This is a genomic window from Lachnoclostridium phytofermentans ISDg, assembly GCF_000018685.1.
GTDB lineage: Bacteria > Bacillota > Clostridia > Lachnospirales > Lachnospiraceae > Lachnoclostridium > Lachnoclostridium phytofermentans.
Genome location: NC_010001.1, coordinates 860449 through 878920, shown reverse-complemented (window position 1 = coordinate 878920; position 18472 = coordinate 860449). Strand labels below are relative to the sequence as shown.

At 39.0% G+C, this 18472-nt stretch carries 14 protein-coding genes and 1 pseudogene; 1 reads left to right on the top strand and 14 read right to left on the bottom strand.

The features are described 5' to 3' along the window. Positions 1 to 418: 418 nt before the first annotated feature. The 11 genes and pseudogenes from CPHY_RS03625 to CPHY_RS03575 all read right to left on the bottom strand — a co-directional run bounded on the left by CPHY_RS03625 (position 419) and on the right by CPHY_RS03575 (position 12126). The gene (locus CPHY_RS03625; RefSeq protein WP_012198704.1) at positions 419 to 1216 is read right to left on the bottom strand and encodes a helix-turn-helix domain-containing protein; all 798 of its coding nucleotides are present in this window, start codon (positions 1214 to 1216) and stop codon (positions 419 to 421) included. 97 nt (positions 1217 to 1313) lie between these two features. Further along, positions 1314 to 2075, bottom strand: coding sequence for a CPBP family intramembrane glutamic endopeptidase (locus CPHY_RS03620; protein ID WP_012198703.1), 762 nt, complete (start codon positions 2073 to 2075; stop codon positions 1314 to 1316). Further along, on the bottom strand, positions 2072 to 2653 hold the full coding sequence (locus CPHY_RS03615) for a TetR/AcrR family transcriptional regulator (protein WP_012198702.1): 582 nt from the start codon (positions 2651 to 2653) through the stop codon (positions 2072 to 2074). The genes CPHY_RS03620 and CPHY_RS03615 overlap by 4 nt, the downstream gene beginning before the upstream one ends. Before the next feature lie 152 nt (positions 2654 to 2805). After that, positions 2806 to 3744, bottom strand: coding sequence for a methyltransferase domain-containing protein (locus tag CPHY_RS03610; protein ID WP_012198701.1), 939 nt, complete (start codon positions 3742 to 3744; stop codon positions 2806 to 2808). 350 nt (positions 3745 to 4094) lie between these two features. Next, positions 4095 to 4664, bottom strand: a complete 570-nt coding sequence (locus CPHY_RS03605) for a carbohydrate-binding family 9-like protein (RefSeq protein ID WP_049762291.1) — start codon at positions 4662 to 4664, stop codon at positions 4095 to 4097. A gap of 200 nt (positions 4665 to 4864) precedes the next feature. Continuing rightward, positions 4865 to 4957: pseudogene (locus CPHY_RS21155) on the bottom strand (NAD-dependent epimerase/dehydratase family protein); the annotation flags it as partial. Between the two features lie 138 nt (positions 4958 to 5095). Further along, positions 5096 to 5668 carry an L-2-amino-thiazoline-4-carboxylic acid hydrolase gene (locus CPHY_RS03600; protein WP_012198698.1) on the bottom strand — a complete coding sequence of 191 codons (573 nt, stop codon included), beginning with the start codon at positions 5666 to 5668 and terminating at the stop codon, positions 5096 to 5098. Between the two features lie 1069 nt (positions 5669 to 6737). After that, positions 6738 to 7340, bottom strand: a complete 603-nt coding sequence (locus CPHY_RS20555) for a TetR/AcrR family transcriptional regulator (RefSeq protein WP_012198697.1) — start codon at positions 7338 to 7340, stop codon at positions 6738 to 6740. 128 nt (positions 7341 to 7468) lie between these two features. Further along, a complete protein-coding gene (locus tag CPHY_RS03585; protein WP_012198696.1) occupies positions 7469 to 10162 on the bottom strand; it encodes a glycosyl hydrolase in 2694 nt (897 codons plus the stop codon). Between the two features lie 84 nt (positions 10163 to 10246). Next, positions 10247 to 11134, bottom strand: a complete 888-nt coding sequence (locus CPHY_RS03580) for a carbohydrate ABC transporter permease (RefSeq protein WP_012198695.1) — start codon at positions 11132 to 11134, stop codon at positions 10247 to 10249. Between the two features lie 17 nt (positions 11135 to 11151). Further along, positions 11152 to 12126, bottom strand: a complete 975-nt coding sequence (locus CPHY_RS03575) for an ABC transporter permease (RefSeq protein ID WP_012198694.1) — start codon at positions 12124 to 12126, stop codon at positions 11152 to 11154. A 248-nt stretch (positions 12127 to 12374) separates the two neighbouring features. Between CPHY_RS03575 and CPHY_RS03570 the strand changes: the two genes are divergently transcribed. Then, the gene (locus CPHY_RS03570) at positions 12375 to 14045 is read left to right on the top strand and encodes an extracellular solute-binding protein (protein WP_012198693.1); all 1671 of its coding nucleotides are present in this window, start codon (positions 12375 to 12377) and stop codon (positions 14043 to 14045) included. 159 nt (positions 14046 to 14204) lie between these two features. Here CPHY_RS03570 and CPHY_RS03565 read toward each other — a convergent pair whose 3' ends face one another. Genes CPHY_RS03565 through CPHY_RS20550 form a run of 3 tightly spaced genes read right to left on the bottom strand, consistent with a single transcriptional unit; the run spans position 14205 to position 18434 of the window. After that, complete coding sequence (locus CPHY_RS03565) at positions 14205 to 16448, bottom strand: glycoside hydrolase family 3 C-terminal domain-containing protein (protein WP_012198692.1); 2244 nt, start codon at positions 16446 to 16448, stop codon at positions 14205 to 14207. A gap of 38 nt (positions 16449 to 16486) precedes the next feature. After that, positions 16487 to 17602, bottom strand: a complete 1116-nt coding sequence (locus tag CPHY_RS03560; RefSeq protein WP_012198691.1) for an alpha/beta hydrolase — start codon at positions 17600 to 17602, stop codon at positions 16487 to 16489. Beyond that, positions 17595 to 18434: an MBL fold metallo-hydrolase gene (locus CPHY_RS20550; RefSeq protein ID WP_012198690.1), complete on the bottom strand. Its 840-nt coding sequence runs from the start codon at positions 18432 to 18434 to the stop codon at positions 17595 to 17597. Before CPHY_RS20550 ends, CPHY_RS03560 begins: the two co-directional genes overlap by 8 nt. Positions 18435 to 18472 lie beyond the last annotated feature (38 nt).

Genomic DNA, 18472 nt, shown 5'->3' with positions numbered 1-18472 from the left:
TATTCCTTATTCTCCTGTAACTATATAAGCACTTAAAACTATCATAGATCAAAGTTTTATCCTGCTAGTTCTATCACATTGAGATCTTGCACAATTAAACTGATACATAGAGTTTCCAATGTTACTTTAATCATCGTAATAATCTTAAGTTACTTCAACATAAGTAAAAAGGTATGAATATAGCTTAGTACAAGCATCACTACATTCATACCTAAAGATGTTCCTATATTATTGTAACTAATTCTTAGCCATGTAAGCAAAGAATTACATTTTCTATGATTATAATGCTGTATAGAGGATTTAATCCATTTGATATATTAGTAATTTCTTCTCTTTTGTTAGAATTCACCTTTCAGTTCAATGATTCTGCGACCAGACAAATTCTGTTCTATACCTTGATTTTATTTTTGTCTAACTATTATTGTATAGATTCAAAAAAACGTAATATACATCCATCCGTTGTTGTTATACTACATTCTCTCGCTCCCCATGGCTGTGTATAAATATCTGAAATTTGATCCCAACCATTTTCTTTCACATACTTATGTAGCGCATCAATTCCCTCGATCATCATAAATCCAGCTACTCCCTTAATCGGTTCTCCTTTAAATAGATGAAACCCACGAAAAGGAGTTAGATGAGCGACTGCCACTTCACTTGGATAATCAAATACGCAACCATAATCTCCGAAACCTTCGTCATCTCTTGCAACAATATCACCAGACCACCCAAGTATTTCTTCAAACCACTTCACTGTTTTATCCATATCTTTCGTAAAATAGACTGGACCATTCTCCCGAACAACATATCCTCTTTCGCTAAACCTACTCATTTTAATCAGCCTCTCATTCTCAATTTTTTCGAAGGTAATTCTTGGATAAGTTTTAAGGTTATTTTCCGTATTACGAACTGACGATGGAGCAATACCAAATAACTTATTAAACGCACGGGAAAATGCAGCTGGAGATTCGTATCCATATTTTAACGCAATGTCAATTATCTTCACATCATTATCTTTGATCTCCTGAGCTGCCAGCGTAAGTTTCCTTTGGCGAATATACTCACTAAGTGGTATGTGAGTTAGGAAGGAAAAAATACGTTGAAATTCCCAGGTCGAACAGCCAACAAATCCAGCTGCTGTCCTAACATTTACATTACCTGTTAAATTCTTCTCGATGTAGTCTATCGCACTATTCATACCTTTTTGCCAATCCATTTTTATCACCTCTTGAGCCTATTATAATGAAATAGATGTATTCTTTCTTTGCAACCTATGTATTTTTCTGCACAGGAAATCAAAAATCTTCACAATGTTATTTCTTGACGGGCTTGGGTATATCGTCAGTATTAATAATTTTCCACAGGAAAATAGCATATGTAAGAAGAATACCTACTTGAATAGCAAGAATAATTAATGCCGTTTTGTCAAGAGCATCACCTGTAATACTGGAAATATAATCGTGTGCTGCATGCCAGAAAATAACTGCCCACAAACTTTTTGTAATACTCACAATTTCAGCAAATACAAATCCAACTAAGAACGCAAAAAATAACTGTAATACGAGATATAATGTACTTTTTCCATTAAAAACATTTGCGAGATGAAGAACTCCAAATACAATAGAAGACCCGATTATTGCAGTCTTTCTTCCCTTCCCCTCCATAAATTTCAGTGCAAGTCCTCTAAAATAAATTTCCTCATTAAAACCAACCGCAACTGTAAAAAATAATAAAATAAAATATTGTAATACTGAAACCTCTGAACTAAACCCCGCCAGAACAATAGGGAGTATTTCTACAGCCAACAATGGTATATACCACCATACTTTATGATTAGTATCTTTTTTACTTAATTGAAATCCATAATCAGAAAGCGTAAACCGAGTTTTTCTCATAATAATAATACCAATCGCTATAGAAATTATGAGAAAAACCGTAGTTACTACAATTTGTTCATTGATATCTAATCCTATTAATTGTGGAATTGCTGTTCCTATCCCTGTAAAAAATACACAAAGTAATCCAACTAAAATTACCGAAAAGTATGGATGTTTCTGAATAAATGATTCTTTCATAAATGTTCCTCCTCATTTTTTAATTTTAGCATTAATCCCATAAAAGAATTATTTAGTAATCTTCGATTTTCGTCATCACTAAATTTGCAATTATTAGTTGCAATCATAGCTGCAACTCCATGGGTCGTAAGCCAAACTCCTGTATATAGTTCTTTTGCACCTTTTATACTTAACCCAGTCCCTTGGCATATCATTTCTACGACTTCATCATCTCCTTCTGTATTTCCTGCAATATCCATGATGCTTTGTTCTCTAAACGCATCCGACATAAACAATAACTTGAACAGATTCTTCTCATTCTTAGCAAAATCAATATATGCAAGGCCCATATTAAGAAATCCATCTTCTGAAATCTCTCCTGCACTTATCATTCGTTCATTATATATTTCCTCAGCCATTTTATAAATTGCAGACTTAAGTTCCTCCATCGAGTTAAACGCTCGAAATATGGGATGTACAGAACAATCTAATTCCTTTGCTAAATCACGAGCATTTAGCCAATCCATCCCTTTCTCCCTAACCATGCGTATTGCTACATTCATAATCTCTTCTTTTGTAATCTTAATTTTCGGTGGCATTAAATCACTCCTTATATTAATAAATAACACTTGTTACCTAACATTTGTTACTTATAATAAGGCAAGAAACATATGTTGTCAATCGAATTTTTATAAGTACGAATACATGGAAAAAAATCCTATCATTTATATGGTAGGATGCTAATATATTTTTATTTTAATAGATCCCCAAACACCAATAAATTATCTTTGCCCATGCCACAAACATAAGGATTGCTATCATATTTATAACAAAATTCAAGAAACTCTTCTTTCTGCTTCGAATCACTCATAATTTTCTTTAAAATCTCATTCGGTAGTGTTCGTGCAAACGCACCTGGTCCAGCCAACTTTATATTACTTACACCACATCTAGTTAAAATATTCTCTAACTCATCCGGCATAAATCCATATGTAATTGCCCAGGGAGTCTCACCACGTTCATAAGCATCTATTTCTTCTTTTCCATTTCCAATCAAACCTTTCTCTAACATTTCTTCACAAATATCTTTATTGAAGGAAAATTCCTGAAACATATTTTCACGATTTGATAAGCACCATTGCACATAACTATCATTGCATTCTTCATCCAAAATAAACTGACACTTCTGAACAGGATTGGCAAAGTAAGGTAAAGACCCAAGTCTACTGTTAACACTGATAATAATCTTTTTCTGTCCTATCCTTACCAACTCTTCAATGACCTTTTCTTGTTTGGGATATGTATAGGAAATCGGAGAATCAAACGACATTACCAAATCAAATGAATTATCCGAATAATCTGTTAAATCTTCTAAAGCTCTCTTTACAAAGTTAATTTTATCGGAAACCCCTGCTTCTGCTGCTAATTCCTTTGCCTTATCAATCATTGGTTGTGATATGTCAAAATGAGTAACATGAATTCCCTGTTTTGCTAACAGAATAGAAAAGCGCCCTGAACCAGCACCTGCGTCAAATGCTGTAGTAATTCCATCAAGATTATTTAGTAACGTTCTTTGTATATGATTTTTTTGCACAATATCATCTATAAATGTGTTTTCTCTTTGACTTTCCATTTCTCCTTTATCCGGGATATTCCAAAGTCTTTCTGATATTTTTCTGCTATAATCCATCAATATGTCCCCCTTATAATGTTATAATTTCTTATTTATACCATGTTGCTTTTAATCTACAATACCTTTACGTTAGATTCTACCTCACATAATTATATCAAATAACTTTAAGGATATTTTAACTAAATAAATATTTTATTTTTACCCACTATTTGTATGCAGTTTTTATTAATTATAAAAATTTCTAGTTTTGTTTTCTAACGTCTAAAAAAGGCTGGGTAGAACATACCCAACCTTTAATAGTAGCTACATGAAATACAGCCTATATTATTCATTTCATTTTCTATAATGAGTTAAGCTGCCTGCTTATCCTTTGATAGCAAACCGGAATACGTATATCCTCTTTTAAATTAACAATCCACAATCGTAGCTTCCGCAAAAAATTCTGGTAAATGAAAATTAGGCACAGGGCTTTGAATAGGGGAATAACTTGCATAATGTTCTATGCTTGGGTCCTCACTAATTTTATAGCAATTGAAGGTAAATTTATCACCTTGCTTTAAAGGCCTACCCTCATTAAAAGTACAAATCAATTCCATCGGTATTCTAAGCAATATGTTCCAATCATTATCATTCAACTCAGCCTTACATATCGCATGATAAGATGTAACATCAGATATCTTTCTTCTATTTTTGTTGGTACCGCAATTGCTGAGCATTGCGCCATTTGCATTCATTTCAAAGTTAAGATATTCGAATTTCTGATTATCCGTTCCGAAATTAATAAATATCTCTAGTCCACTATCCTGATATACCGGATCTTCATCCTCGGTAAACCTTCGTAGAGGGTTTTGTTCCATTGCTGTCATAGAAACAACGAGCCCATAATTATCTAGTAATGCAATCTGTGCAAATGTCTCCACTTTATACCCTTTCGTCCATTGATAATGGTCGATATAACACACTGGGCATTCTTTCAATTGTCCTAACTCTTTGATTATTTTTACCTGGTATATGGTAATCCCTCTTTTCTATTATGATTTTTATTCATACCCATTCGGATTATTAATCTGCTATCTCCAGGCATCTTCACACATTTCTTCCAAATCTCTTTTAGCATTCTAACCATGCTCCTCTTTCATAAGGGCAGGATCAGCATAGCAGGTTGCAATATCGCCGGATCTACTATAACTACATCATAGCCGGCATTCAACAATTCCACACAAGTATGGCTTCCTATGTATCCGGCTCCACCCGCTACTAATATTGCCATAGTTCCCTCCTATCCATATGTCCCATTTAATGATGTCTCCTTTTGAATAGCTTCTTCTATTCTAGGCACAGTAATCTTCTCTCGTCATCGTAGCCTTCCCTCCTAATTTAGGTTTTTAGTTTTTTTGTCCATATATTATTATTTCTTAAAAATTTTATGTATACAGCAATCATGACCATCCATTATAGTCTGCACCACTTCACATCCTAGATTACAGCTAAAACCCTCAACAAAATCTTTATCGCAATTACAGTGAAGGCTATAAAGCATTTCCTTTCTATTTATGTCAGAAGCAATTCTGCCTATAAGGCATCCAGTTGATTTTACCAAAGTCATCCGTTCATTTTTCTCAAGAATATTTTCATTATCACCGCCAGAAAAAAAAGGTATTATATCATCTATTGCATTTTTCCCTAATTTAATTGCAAGTCTTTTCCCTTCTTCATTCCTGCCATAAGACTCTCTTTTTAAAACTATATCAACAAGAGTCGGACCATATACTGCCTTGAGAGTATCAATAATTGAAAGCGTTCTTTCTATATGCCAGCGGAATAAACCATAAAAATCTACTCCAGATTTATCTAGTATATCAATTACTTCGTCTCCAAAAACTTCGTATATAGCTTCAATTATATTAGCTGTTCTCTCAGTATGAAAATCATGCATTCTCCCAAATTGTTTCTCTTGAAGTTCTGAAATATTATTTTGCATAGTTTGCCTCTCATAATTTAATAGAGTTATTTTACAGGGATTATACAAAAATTGTAAGACTTTAATTTTACTCTAATTTATGGTATAATATATGTAAATAAAGGAACCGGTTTATATTCATGAGTTCTCTGTTACGCCTATGGTCGAATTTGTATATCTCACCACATCGAGATCGTCAATTCCGCAAATATTAACTTTTGTCCATGAATATCGATAGTATCATAGGTTCCATTTAAGATTTTCACATCATATTTCAAAAACAAATCAAATATTTTGTCAATTTCATTGCTCCAATACTCATGGTTTCCTGTGACATAATAGCATCGGTATTGATTGGCAATCCCTTTTAGCAGAGACTCTGTATTGTCATTTGGGATTACATCATCGCATATATTACACCCAATAAAATAATGTCAGGGTTTTGCCTTTTGATTGCCTCGATTAGTGTCACTTGGTCTGTAGTCTGTACCATATCGGCACGAGTGCAGGTCCGTAATCAGAACAATCCGCACATGTTCAGTTATTTTGTCTGACTGAATTGTATAAAGCTTCGTTGTTAGTCGTGTATCAAAAGCAACTATTATAAAAACCGCCATTATAATGATAAAAGCCACAATAACAACATGCTTTATTTTCAAACGCTTCATGTATCTCCATCCTTTCATAGGTATTAAATAAATTCGCTTCTCAAGCATAAAATCAACCACTATCACTTCAAAAATATTTTGCTTGGTGGTGCATTATAAAAAAGTATCAAAGTAAAGCAATATTTTCAAGGCAGTAACTGTAAATATTGGTGGACGAGCAAGACAATTCCTACCTTTGTTTAATTATAATAACAAATGATTTATGTCTTTCTATCACTGAATACCCTCATTTTTATATCAAATTAAAACCAAAAGAAGCACTCCATCATTTTTAACATGATAGAGTGCTCTATTTTTAATTTTAGCCAATCAAAATGTAACTGATATAGTTATATCATTACACCACCAAGTAGTTTTTTATTATATTATTATGGTCAACCACCCTGTGGCGTTGCCTTTTATATTTCTATTACAATAAGTATTTAGAATAGTATTCCCTTAATATACTCAAAGGACAACTTAGGGTGAACTCCGGCAAAATTCCTGGAAAAATACCATTCACCAGCAATTAAAGTCCAGAAGGTCTGAGCCATCAAGGAGCTGCTTCCTGCTTTAATTTCGCCTGTCTCCTGTCCCTTCAGAATAACAGGTTCAATCGTATCCTTAATCATATCAGGGCTGTTTTCAATGACTTTGATTATTTCTTTATGCTTACTGACTCTAGAATAGATGGCTCCTTCCAGCTTAGGGCTTATTTTTGTGCCCTTCACAAATTTATTGCCGGTTATATCCAGATAAAACTTCTCCAGGGTTTTTAATGCTGATTCTTCAACCATCTCAAGTATTACCGGATCCTTCATACCAGCCTTCCACTCATCAAATAATTCCTGATATATAATTTCCTTGGTAGGAAAATATCTGAAAATCAATGCTTCACTACAGTCCGTAGCCTTAGCAATCTCCTTTGTCGTTACTGCGTCATACCCTTTATTCGCGAACAAGCGACAAGCCGTCTCTAATATCTGCCTGCTTCTTTTTTCATTACTCATTCGGACAAACTTTTTGCTTTCCGTTTTTTCAGCCATAACAACCCTTCCTTATTAAGTATTTACTTATATATATCACATTGCCTTCTTTATTTCAACTCTTCCGGTCTATCTGATTCTGTATGCCATTGGCATGGTATCCGCCACAATCAGGTTATGAAGGAGAATCAATTCCAGATTTCCACACTACCTACGATACCCGTCGGCTCTGTTATCTTTGAATAGAACATCAGGGAACGCATATCCTGGGGAAGGGATTTTACCTTCCGGTCCAGGGTTGTGGCAACCTCAATCCTTATATGGTTCTCTCCGGCTCTTAATGCTTCTCCCAAAGGAAACTGATATGGCGGACAGATTTTCATTCCAAGACAGTGGCCATTCAGCCAAACTTCAGCGCCCTCATAGACATCTGTAATATTAAGTAGCTCCCTGCCGGTTGGCATTCTATCATAGACAAACTCACTTTCATAACGTAAATAGCCGGAAAAATCAGGTAATACCCGGCCCATGCTTTTTAACTCCGTCGTAACTTCTACAGGTTGAAACTCAGGATATTTACTGACTTCGGCACTGGAGATGCGCCATGCTGCGTCCAGTCTGTATCCAGGCTTAGCCTCGAAATTGCCTTGGTCTTCCACCTCCTTCAGATCCTCAAACAGAGCAACCACACTTTGATAGGGTGTTAATCTAATATGTATGCTTGTTCCGTCTTCGGTATTTCTATATTCTGCCGGAATTATCCTGTTGTCCATAGCATCATATAAGCTAACCTCACCTTTTGATTTCACGGTTATCCAGCCATTGTATTCCTTACCGATACTTTCATTGGAGAACATATATAGCTCTGTCTGCTCCTTACGGTAATGGTAATAACGCAGCCCATCAAATTGATTGTCACTGCTGATTTCAAATAATTTGTTATCCTTCAGTGTTTTTGACAAAGCCTCCAGAGGAACTACAATGCATTCGGACATTCCGTCAAGCAGAAGCTTCTCCTCTTCTTTCTTATCTATATTACAGATACTCTCCGGAAGCCCTTGAACAAAGAATACCGGAAAGCCCTTTTTTGATGCAGTACCGGCAAATACAGCCACTTCCTTTGTAATAAATTCTGCATATGGGACAATAAAGCAGTCATAGCTTTCACCATTCACCTGAAGGAAGCCATCAAATGTAGCATTGTAAGCTGACATATCTGCAAAAACATCGGAGGGAAGAATATCAAAATCAATCTGGCTTTCCAGCAGCTCTCTGGCAACCTTCTGATTAAACATACAGCCGCCCGTCCATTCGGCCTCTCCATGATACAATACGGCTGCCGGTGCTATATGTGTACCTCCGTTCAATAGATGGCACATACGATTGGTGTAGTGCATCAGCTTTTTAAAATAATTAAACTGAGGATCCTCTCCCCCAGCATAAAAATGAGGCGGGCAGTCCGAATCTGGAAAATCCTTTGGTGAAAATGCGTGAGGTACATATACATTAATACCCCTCACCAGAAAATGATCCATCAGATATTTCATCGTTCTTATCCCAAGCCTCCAACCGTAAGCTCCAAAGATTTCACACATAGCCCTTCCCTGTTTCTTTGGATCGATATGAGCAAGAGACGAACCCAACTTTCCGAGTTCATAATGATAAAACTCTCCATCCTTATCCGCACCCAGAAGTGCTTCTCTTTTATGATTTTCTCCTCCGGGAAGAACCTGATCTCCGATATTGTCAATTCCTGACATATGCTGGCCCATCATGGATCGAAAAAAATGTCCCTGGCTACTGCCAAGTCTGCTATGCTGATTATTATCCTCCACAATATGACCGATGTATTCCACTCCTCTTTCCTCACACCACTGCCCAATCTGTCTGGAAAAATTCTCTTCCACTAGTCTTGTCACACAGTCCATATAGGCATAGCGAACCCTGGCATTTACCTTCTCATCCGCCATGTCGGTCCAGAGTGCAGGATAATAGGGCAAATACTCTTTCCCTAGCTTCTCCTCTAGCATTTTCTCAAGTTGGCTGCTCCAAGGAAGCGGTGTTTTTTTCTTTCCGATGGACTCATCAAAATTATATCCGATGCTATTGCCTAGGCAGGGTTCATCCGAAAAGAAGCCTGCAATCGTTTTCCCAAATTCTTCTTTGTAATGCTCATAATGAGGTTCATACACCGCATCTATCTGGATTCTACAGGAATCCTTATCCACCATATTGATATAGTCGCAGCGCCCCTCACCATTTCTAGTAATAAAGAGAACATTAATTCTCCAGGTACCCTTGGGAACGTCCCATATTAATTTTCCATTCACAATGTTCGTGGTAAGATCGATTCCTTCTCCTATCAGGGAGGAGTCCTTATCCATCTGATATGCACGGATGGACAAGATTCTGTCATCTGTAAAATAGCGCTTCTTCTCCGAGCTCATACCAAACATTTCAAGATTTAATCCGGAGGGTAGCATGATCGGCATCATCATAGCGGCAAGATTAACCTCAACCTCAGGTGTAGGACCGCTGACATCGATAAACTTCCGGCTAATATACTGCTTACAGTATTTATCTTCTGACTCGGCGATTTTCCCAGCGGCATAGCCGGTAGGAAAATGTGCATCATCCAGAATCCATAACTTCATATCCCTTTTCTTAGCTTCATCAATAATGATATCCAAATCATGCCACCAGCCCGGTCCAAGATAATCCGGATGGGGTCTGGCCTCAACACAGACTGCACGAATACCGCAGCTATGGATTGCCTCCATATACTCCCGAAGCTTCCCTTCACTCTCTCCATGCTGCCAGAAAAAAGGTAAAATATAATTACCTTCCTTCTGTTCAATTAATTCTTTTATAAATGATTTCATTCTTACCTCCATTATGCTGCCGTCCGGCAGCTTTTATATTCAAAATGAACTGATAACTTTACGCAACCAGTCAAACCTCTCTGTTTAGCCCTTTACCGATCCAATCATTACACCTTTTACAAAATATTTCTGTACAAAGGGATATACGCATAGGATGGGCAGGGTAGATACGATAATGGCAGCGTATTTTACCAGGGTCATATAAAGCTGTGCATTGGAAATCATATCCGCTTGATTGACAGCATCCCCTGAGGATTTAATTAACAACTCCCGCATAAACATCTGAAGCGGTAATAATGAAGTCTTAGTCGGAAGATAGATCATAGCATTGAACCATTCGTTCCATTTACCGATTGCGGTAAAAAGCATGACAACCGCAAAAGATGCCTTACATAACGGAAGAATAATCCGAAACATAACGACGAAATCGTTCGCACCATCTATTCTTGCAGATTCCTCCAAACTGTCCGGTACACCCTGAATGGCAGTCCGCATGATGATAATGTTAAATACGCTTATTGCACTGGGAATCAGCATGGCCCATCTGGTATCAATCAAATTCAGATTACGTACTACCATGTAAGAAGGAATCATTCCACCGTTAAAAAGCATGGTAAATATCATAAACAGCATAAGAAAGTTCCTGTAACGGAAGGTCTTTCTTGATACAATATATCCTCCCATCACAGACAGGATACCAGTTATGGTACACTGGGCAATTACATAAAAGATAGTGTTTGAATAGCCGATGAGCAGTCCCTTATAGGTAAGAATGATTTTATATGCTGTTACGGATAGCTGTCCCAGAGGCCTTAAGATTAATCCGCTTGTCGCACTTACCAAAGTCGGATCACTGACGGAAGCCATTGCCACATGCCATATTGGGATAATACAGATGATGCAAAGGGCGATCATGAATAAGTAATTAAATATTGTAAAAATGATTTCACCAAAACTTTTTTTCTTTACCATTGTCCTATCCCTCTCTCTTAAAACAAACTAGTATCCGAACATTTCGCACTGATTTTATTGGTAATCAACAGCAAGGCTGTGGCTATCAGTGAATTAAACAATCCTACAGCGGAACTTAGGCCATAATTATAATTCTGTAGTCCTTCCCGGTAGACATAGGTATTGATTACATCAGCCGTTTTGTAGATTGACGGATTATACAACAGAAGAATTTTATCACTGCTTACCTGCAGCAGAGTACTAATACGCAGGATCAGCATAATGATTATGGTTGGTGCAATACCTGGTAATGTAATATGTATGGTCTGTTTGATGCGGTTCGCCCCATCCATGACCGCAGCCTCATAAAGTTCCTGATCAACACTGCTGAGTGAAGCAATATAGATAATGCTTCCGTAGCCTAAGCCCTGCCACAGGTTTGAAAGGACAAATATCGGTCTGAAATAACTCGATATTCCCAGAAGATTACGCCCCCCACTATTTGTCACCCCTGCCACCAGATTGGACAGGACACCGCCGCTGGCACAGAAATCCGTGATTAAGCCACACAAAACAACGGAGGATATAAAGTATGGCATGTAGCTGATTGTCTGAACAGTCTTTTTAAATTTCTTAGTAGTAATTTCATTTAATAATAAGGCAAAAATAATCGGTGCAGGAAAGCCGACAATTAAATCAAGCACACCCAGTACCACTGTATTCTTCATAAGTCTCAGGAAATAAGGCCCCTGAAAGAATGCTCTAAAATTACCAAAGCCTACCCAGTCACTTCCTATTATCCCCTTAACCGGAGAGTATTTTTCAAAGGCCATTAGAATTCCACCCATTGGGACATAGCAGAATATTATGAACCAGATTACGATCGGCAAGCTCATCAAATAAATCAGCTTATTCTTTTTAAAATCATATCCTATATTATGAGGAAGTGCCCTCAACCCCTTTCCTTCAATATATCCTTGTGCCTTTTTCTTTCTTTTCTGAATATGTTCCATAATGTCCTCCCATATAACTAAGTGCTTACTTAATAACACTTATAATAAATGCTTTTTTTTCATTTGTCAACATTAAGACATCGTATTATTTATTAAGTAAGTATTTACTTATATAAATCGTCTGTAGTTCTTTGTTTAAAAGTATTTTATAGACTATTTATTTAAAATAATGTATTGACATTTTTGTTCCATAATAGTATTTTAATTATGTAAGTATTTACTTACTTAATAATTTATGGAGGTGTTTTATGAAAGGATTTTTATGTAAAATTCTAAACCGTATTACAGCTGTAGCGCTATGCGTTATATTACCGGCTACCATCTTCACAGGCTGCCAGAAGAGCAATAACGCCACCGATTCATCGGGCACAGCCGGCAGTAGCGGGGTATCAGCAACTGCGGCCCCTGTACAAACGGCTCTGAGTGAGCTAATGCTTCCGTTAACCGCGCAAAAAGAGGAGCTAACCGTATGGACCATCTACGATAATAACTCTATACCCGAGCCAAACGATCTTCCAGGGGTGAAAGCAATGGAAGCAGCAACCAATGTACATATTAACTGGGTACCGGTATCTGTATCCTCGGCTAGTGAAAAATTCGGTCTTATGCTTTCGTCCACGGGACTGCCGGATATCATATATGGAGCTGGCCTTGCCGATTACCCGGGTGGAAGTGAAAAGGGTGTTGAAGATGGATTCCTACTTGACTGCACAGATCTAGTCAATCTTTATATGCCAAATTACCGTGGCTTTATCGATGCGGATCCGGCACTAAAAAAAGAAGTGATGACGGATGCTGGCAATTACATTGGTATTTATGGTCTCAATTCCAGCGATACCGCAATTGAAGGTGAAAAGGAATATGCAGGACTTGCTGTCCGTAAAGATATTCTAGATTCACTGGGGCTTGATATTCCTAGCACCATCTCCGAATGGCATGATGCTCTTACTGCTGCGAAAAACGCAGGAATGGCGAAGCCCTTACTACTTACGCTAAACGGTTATGGTTTTACCGGCTCCTTCATCACCGCCTTTGGTATCTATCCTGAATTCTATCAGGTAGACAATACCGTAAAATTCGGTCCCGTTGAAGAAGGCTATAAGAACTGGCTGGACACCATGCGTCAGTGGTATTCGGAAGGCTTGATTGATCCTGACTTTATGATTAATCCTACCGGCATTGCAGATGCGCAGAATATTATGAATGATACTTCCCTTGCCTTTACAACAATCTGGACCTATACCAGCTACGGAGCCCTTCTAAACAGACTGACTAACAACGAAAAATGCAATATTACAGCTGTAACTAATCCGGTTCTGAATAAAGGAGATACACCCTATGTCATAAAGTCCTCGAATGGAGCTAGCGGTAATCCTGCTTATATTACCGCTAGCTGCAAAAATCCGAAGCTTGCTGCCATGTGGCTGGATTATCAATATACACACGAAGGTATGCTATCAAACTTCTACGGTGTGGAGAATGAATCCTATACCGTAGCTTCCGATGAAACCTTATCCTTTACAGACAAAGTCATGAAAAATCCCGATGGCTTAAGTGCTACCGAAGCTCTTAAATATTATGCAAGAGGAAATGGCCTAGGTCTTTATAATTGGGAATATCTTGAGCATTTCTATCTAGGTGCTGAAGGTCTTCTTGAAAGTAAAAACATCTGGGATGACCAGAAAACCAACATGCTCTCCAGAAGAATTACCTTGACGGAAGAAGAAGGTAGCTCATACAACAGCCTATATACGGCTATTCAAACCATGGTTCGAGAATATGCCGCAAAATATATTATGGGACTGGAAGCACAGGATTCCTATGACAGCTTTAAGAACAGCCTTCAAGATAGCGGTTTGGGCGAGTGCCTCGGGTATCAACAGGCAGCTCTTGACCGCTATAACAACAGAGGCAAATAAATAGCAAGGTTATATGCACTGAAAAGAAAGACAAAATAAAACTGATATATCATTGCAATGATTCTTTATAATCAATTCCATTGTGATGAAACCCCTTAATAAGAACGCGTCGCACAATAGCCTTTCAGCTAGAATGCGACGCGTTCTATCTTTATTAAGTTATTTCAGCTGCTCCTTTAATACATAGATTAATTCCTTCATCTGATCCTCTGTAATCTTCGAAAATCCAAACAGTGCCCTAAGCGGCAGCCCCCCTGTCATTTCTTTCAGCATCTCATTTGAACTGCCAAAGCCTGATGCATTGCCTCCATTAGACTTCGAAAGCATCATCGACATAATCGGTGCGGTTTTTGGGTTCTTTAACAATGAGCCTATCGTTGTATTCTCATCTACCCGAAAAGGAATCTCCCTCACAGGAGTGAACTCAACCTTCTCCGATAGACGTATATCTGCAGAGGAATGAGCCAGTAAAAGCTCATAGGTTCCACCGGCAGCGTACCAGTCTCCGATTTCTTCGTTATACCAAGATAGAGAACGGGCATCGATTTCAAAGGTTACCGGCTTCGTCTCTTCCGGTTTAAGCTCTACCTTGGCAAATCCTTTTAACTCCTTTACAGGCCTTCCTGGAGTGCCGGTACGGTCGCCGACATACAGCTGCACTACTTCTTTTCCTACCATCTTCCCTGAATTGGTGATCTGTGCCGTTACAGTTATACTCTCACCCTCTGTAAAATTACCACGAGTTACCTGTATATCATGATAAGAGAATTCGGTATAGGACAGTCCATGTCCAAAGGGGAATAATACCGGTATTTTTTTAGCCTCATAATAACGGTACCCAATATAAATCCCTTCCGCATAAACGACCTTTTTGCCATCACCAGGGAAATTCAAATATGACGGGGTATCCTCAAGCCTTAGCGGAAAGGTTTCTGCCAGTCTGCCACAGGGATTTGCATCTGCATATAACAGGGCATCTGTTGCCTCACCGACTCCCTGACCTGCAAGAAACATTTCAAGAATAGCATTCACCTTATCTGCCCAGGGCATTTCCACAGCAGAGCCATTATGAAGAACTACAATGGTATTCTTCTGTACTCCCGCGATCTGCTCAATGAGTCGGTTCTGACATTCCGGCAGCCTCATATGTTTTCTGTCAATACCCTCGGAATCAAAGGATTCGGGTAATCCGGCAAAGATAACGGCTGCATCCGCTTCGGAAGCTGCTTTGACTGCTTCTTCAAAAAGAGATTGATCTTCCATATCCTTGTCATGTGGAAAACCCTCCGCATAAATTATATTAGGATTTTTATCCTTACCGATATCTAATGCATTCGTTACCCTGCTGGCATGAATGTGGCTGGAGCCTCCTCCCTGATAGCGCGGTATTTTGGCAAATGCACCTATGTAGGCAACTTTTGTTTGACGGCTTAGGGGCAGCGCACCTTCATTCTTCAAAAGAACAGCACATTCCTTTGCCATATCTGTTGCTATCTTGTGATGCTCCTCTCTGTCATAATGTGTATCGGTAGCATCGGCCTTGGAATATTTGAATATAACCTTAAGAATGCGTTCCACAGCCAGATCCAATAATTCCTCCGAGAGCTTGCCTTCTCTGACTGCTTTCACAATCTGTTCATCACGAATACCATTAGAAGAGGGCATCTCAAGCTCCAGTCCTGCCTCAAGGCTCTTTACTCTGTCGTTAACAGCTCCCCAGTCCGACATTACGAATCCCTCGAAGCCCCATTCCTCACGCAGGATATCCGTTAGCAATTTTTTATTTTCACTGGCATATTCTCCATTAATTTTGTTATAGCTGCTCATTACGGTCCAAGGCTTTGCCTCTCTCACAGCCATCTCAAAGCCCGAGAGGTAGATTTCACGCAGTGTACGTTCATCCACCTCTGAGGAGCAGGTCATGCGGTAGGTCTCCTGATTATTAACTGCATAATGCTTTAGGCTGGTACCAACCTCCCACTCCTGAATTCCCTTGATCTGTGCTGAAGAAAGCTTACCAGTCAGATAAGGGTCCTCTGAGAAATATTCAAAATTACGACCGCAAAGCGGACTTCTCTTAATATTAACGGCAGGTCCCAGTAAAATTGCTATATTCTCTGATCTGCATTCTTCACCAAGAGCACTGCCCATCCGATATAATAAATTCTCATCAAAGCTGGAAGCGCTCGCACACGCTGGAGAAAAGCATACAGCAGCAACACTCTGGTTCAGACCGAGATGATCGGCTTCCCCTTCCTGCTTACGTAGACCATGCGGGCCGTCCGTTACCATCACGGCCGGAATGCCTAGTCTTTCCACTGCTTTCGTATGCCAAAAATCTGCACCGGAGCACAATCCTGCCTTTTCTTCCAGTGTCATTTGTTTAATCAGGTCTTTGATCATATGTCCCTCCATTCCTACGCAAAAATTCTGCGCATTATCTATTTCGCTGAATAATCATTCGCGGAATGTACATTCACAGAATGCTCATTCATTGAATGCTTAGCCCAGAATGCTGCTGCCTTATCCACCCACCCTTCAGCTTCGGTTCCAATACCCAGAGATATTCCGTGCTGTGCCTTTTCATATAAATGATATTCGTAGGGTATCTCGTTCATCCGCACAGCCTTTTCCAGTTCATCTCCATGATGGCGATAATCCAGCAGAAGATCGTTCTTACCTGCCCAGAAGAATACGGGAGGGTAATCAGGTGTTATATTCCTGTCGATACTGATTGCAATTACAGCCTTTTCATCCGGTTCTGGCCCCAGAATTAACTTATTACAATGTGGAAACTTCTCAGTTGATATGAGTCCATATGCAATCATGATGGTTCCGGGTTTTGGCAGATTAAATTTCTTATAGCCTATTTTGTCAAGACCATAGCAGCCAACCAGATGCCCTCCTGCTGAAAAGCCCAGAACCGCATAATCTTCAGGAACAATATTCAATTCATCTGCATGGTCAAGAACATACCGGACAGCCGCTGCCAGATCTTCCACCGGTGCCAGATTATTCGCTTCCTCCCTTACACGATAAGAAAGTACAAAAGCAGTATAGCCAAGACCGTTCAGATGAACTGCTAGTGGATAACCCTCCGACAGGGCTTCGCAATTGGCATAGGCACCTCCAGGACATACTATAATAAACTTTGATTTCTTTTCAGAAGGGAAATAATGCAGACTAGCATGGGCCTTAGTGGAGTCTTTTTTTATCTCTTCCTCGGAATAGATCTGTCTATAAACCCTCACCTTATTACCATGATTTTTAATTATTGCATTTAGACCGTCCGCATAAATTTGTCCAGTGGTTTTCGAAAAACCGGATGCGAATTTATCAAGTGTCTGTATTGCCATGATGTCATTCTCCTTGGACCGCGGATAGATCTTTGCCTTTTCTTCAACCAGTACAGGATGTTCTATGATACTGTCCACCGTGTCCTGTGGTGTAATAAAGGCACCCACAGGCCTTTTTTTATGAAAAGGTCTTCTCATTTTCAGGCCTGCTCTTTTTAGCTTTCTGCTGGAAAAGTAAAGAATCAATATCGCTTTATTCATAACTGCCTCCCTTCTGAATCGACTGGTATCCGCTCTTTTTAAGAAAATCATCAACTTCAAGCTTTAACTGTTCTCTGGATGCAATGGGAGCAGAAAAATCAATAAACTCCGGATCCTCCGGCCCGATACCGTATTTCACCTGGAAATACTTACGTCCCAGAATACGTATCGTAATATTACTGTTAAAGATACCGTCTGATATAACATCAATCATGTGCCGAATCTGAGTCTTTGGCAGGAGAAAACGGTCATGGGCCGAACACACTCCGGTAAAATCCAGTTGGTCCACCTTCATCAGATCATGAAAAAACCGATTGATCGGATATTTATTACCGTCAATGTAGAACACTCTTCTGCAGATGCTGTCACCGGATATTAGGGTTTTAGTTTTTTTATCATAAAGTACTATGCTTCCTGCAGTATGTCCCTGAATATCATAGACCTGAAGTGTTCTGTCACCGAGCAATAATTCATCTCCTTCTCTCAAATTATGAATCCTCGCGGTTATTTTCTTTGAGGGTAGGAACTTAATAATGTTTTTCCCCAGAATTAATGCATCCTCCGGGTGTATCCATACATCTTCAAATTCATTCACAGCCCCGGTATGATCGAAATGTCCGTGGCTTAGTACCAACTGGACCGGCACCCCTGCCAGCTGTTGCGCATATTCCCGAAGTCCAGAGGCTCCAAGCCCCGCATCCACCAGCACCGCCTTTTCCTTGCCCCTAATCAGGTATGTATTAATGGTTGCTGTACTCATTTCCCATTCCTTGCAGGATATCAAGAAGATTCCATCCCGCATCTCTTCATGGAAAAAATGTCTCTTTTTCATAAGCCTCTCTCCTTAATTACTATAATTATGATTCAACA

Excerpts from the sequence above, each read along its gene's own strand:
- CPHY_RS20555 (WP_012198697.1), bottom strand. The coding sequence starts at position 7,340 with ATGGCTGAAAAAACGGAAAGCAAAAAGTTTGTCCGAATGAGTAATGAA.
- CPHY_RS03615 (WP_012198702.1), bottom strand. The coding sequence starts at position 2,653 with ATGCCACCGAAAATTAAGATTACAAAAGAAGAGATTATGAATGTAGCA.
- CPHY_RS03625 (WP_012198704.1), bottom strand. The coding sequence starts at position 1,216 with ATGGATTGGCAAAAAGGTATGAATAGTGCGATAGACTACATCGAGAAG.
- CPHY_RS03560 (WP_012198691.1), bottom strand. The coding sequence starts at position 17,602 with ATGAATAAAGCGATATTGATTCTTTACTTTTCCAGCAGAAAGCTAAAA.
- CPHY_RS03575 (WP_012198694.1), bottom strand. The coding sequence starts at position 12,126 with ATGGAACATATTCAGAAAAGAAAGAAAAAGGCACAAGGATATATTGAA.
- CPHY_RS03565 (WP_012198692.1), bottom strand. The coding sequence starts at position 16,448 with ATGATCAAAGACCTGATTAAACAAATGACACTGGAAGAAAAGGCAGGA.
- CPHY_RS03580 (WP_012198695.1), bottom strand. The coding sequence starts at position 11,134 with ATGGTAAAGAAAAAAAGTTTTGGTGAAATCATTTTTACAATATTTAAT.
- CPHY_RS03610 (WP_012198701.1), bottom strand. The coding sequence starts at position 3,744 with ATGGATTATAGCAGAAAAATATCAGAAAGACTTTGGAATATCCCGGAT.
- CPHY_RS03585 (WP_012198696.1), bottom strand. The coding sequence starts at position 10,162 with ATGAAATCATTTATAAAAGAATTAATTGAACAGAAGGAAGGTAATTAT.
- CPHY_RS03620 (WP_012198703.1), bottom strand. The coding sequence starts at position 2,075 with ATGAAAGAATCATTTATTCAGAAACATCCATACTTTTCGGTAATTTTA.
- CPHY_RS03570 (WP_012198693.1), top strand. The coding sequence starts at position 12,375 with ATGAAAGGATTTTTATGTAAAATTCTAAACCGTATTACAGCTGTAGCG.
- CPHY_RS20550 (WP_012198690.1), bottom strand. The coding sequence starts at position 18,434 with ATGAAAAAGAGACATTTTTTCCATGAAGAGATGCGGGATGGAATCTTC.
- CPHY_RS03600 (WP_012198698.1), bottom strand. The coding sequence starts at position 5,668 with ATGCAAAATAATATTTCAGAACTTCAAGAGAAACAATTTGGGAGAATG.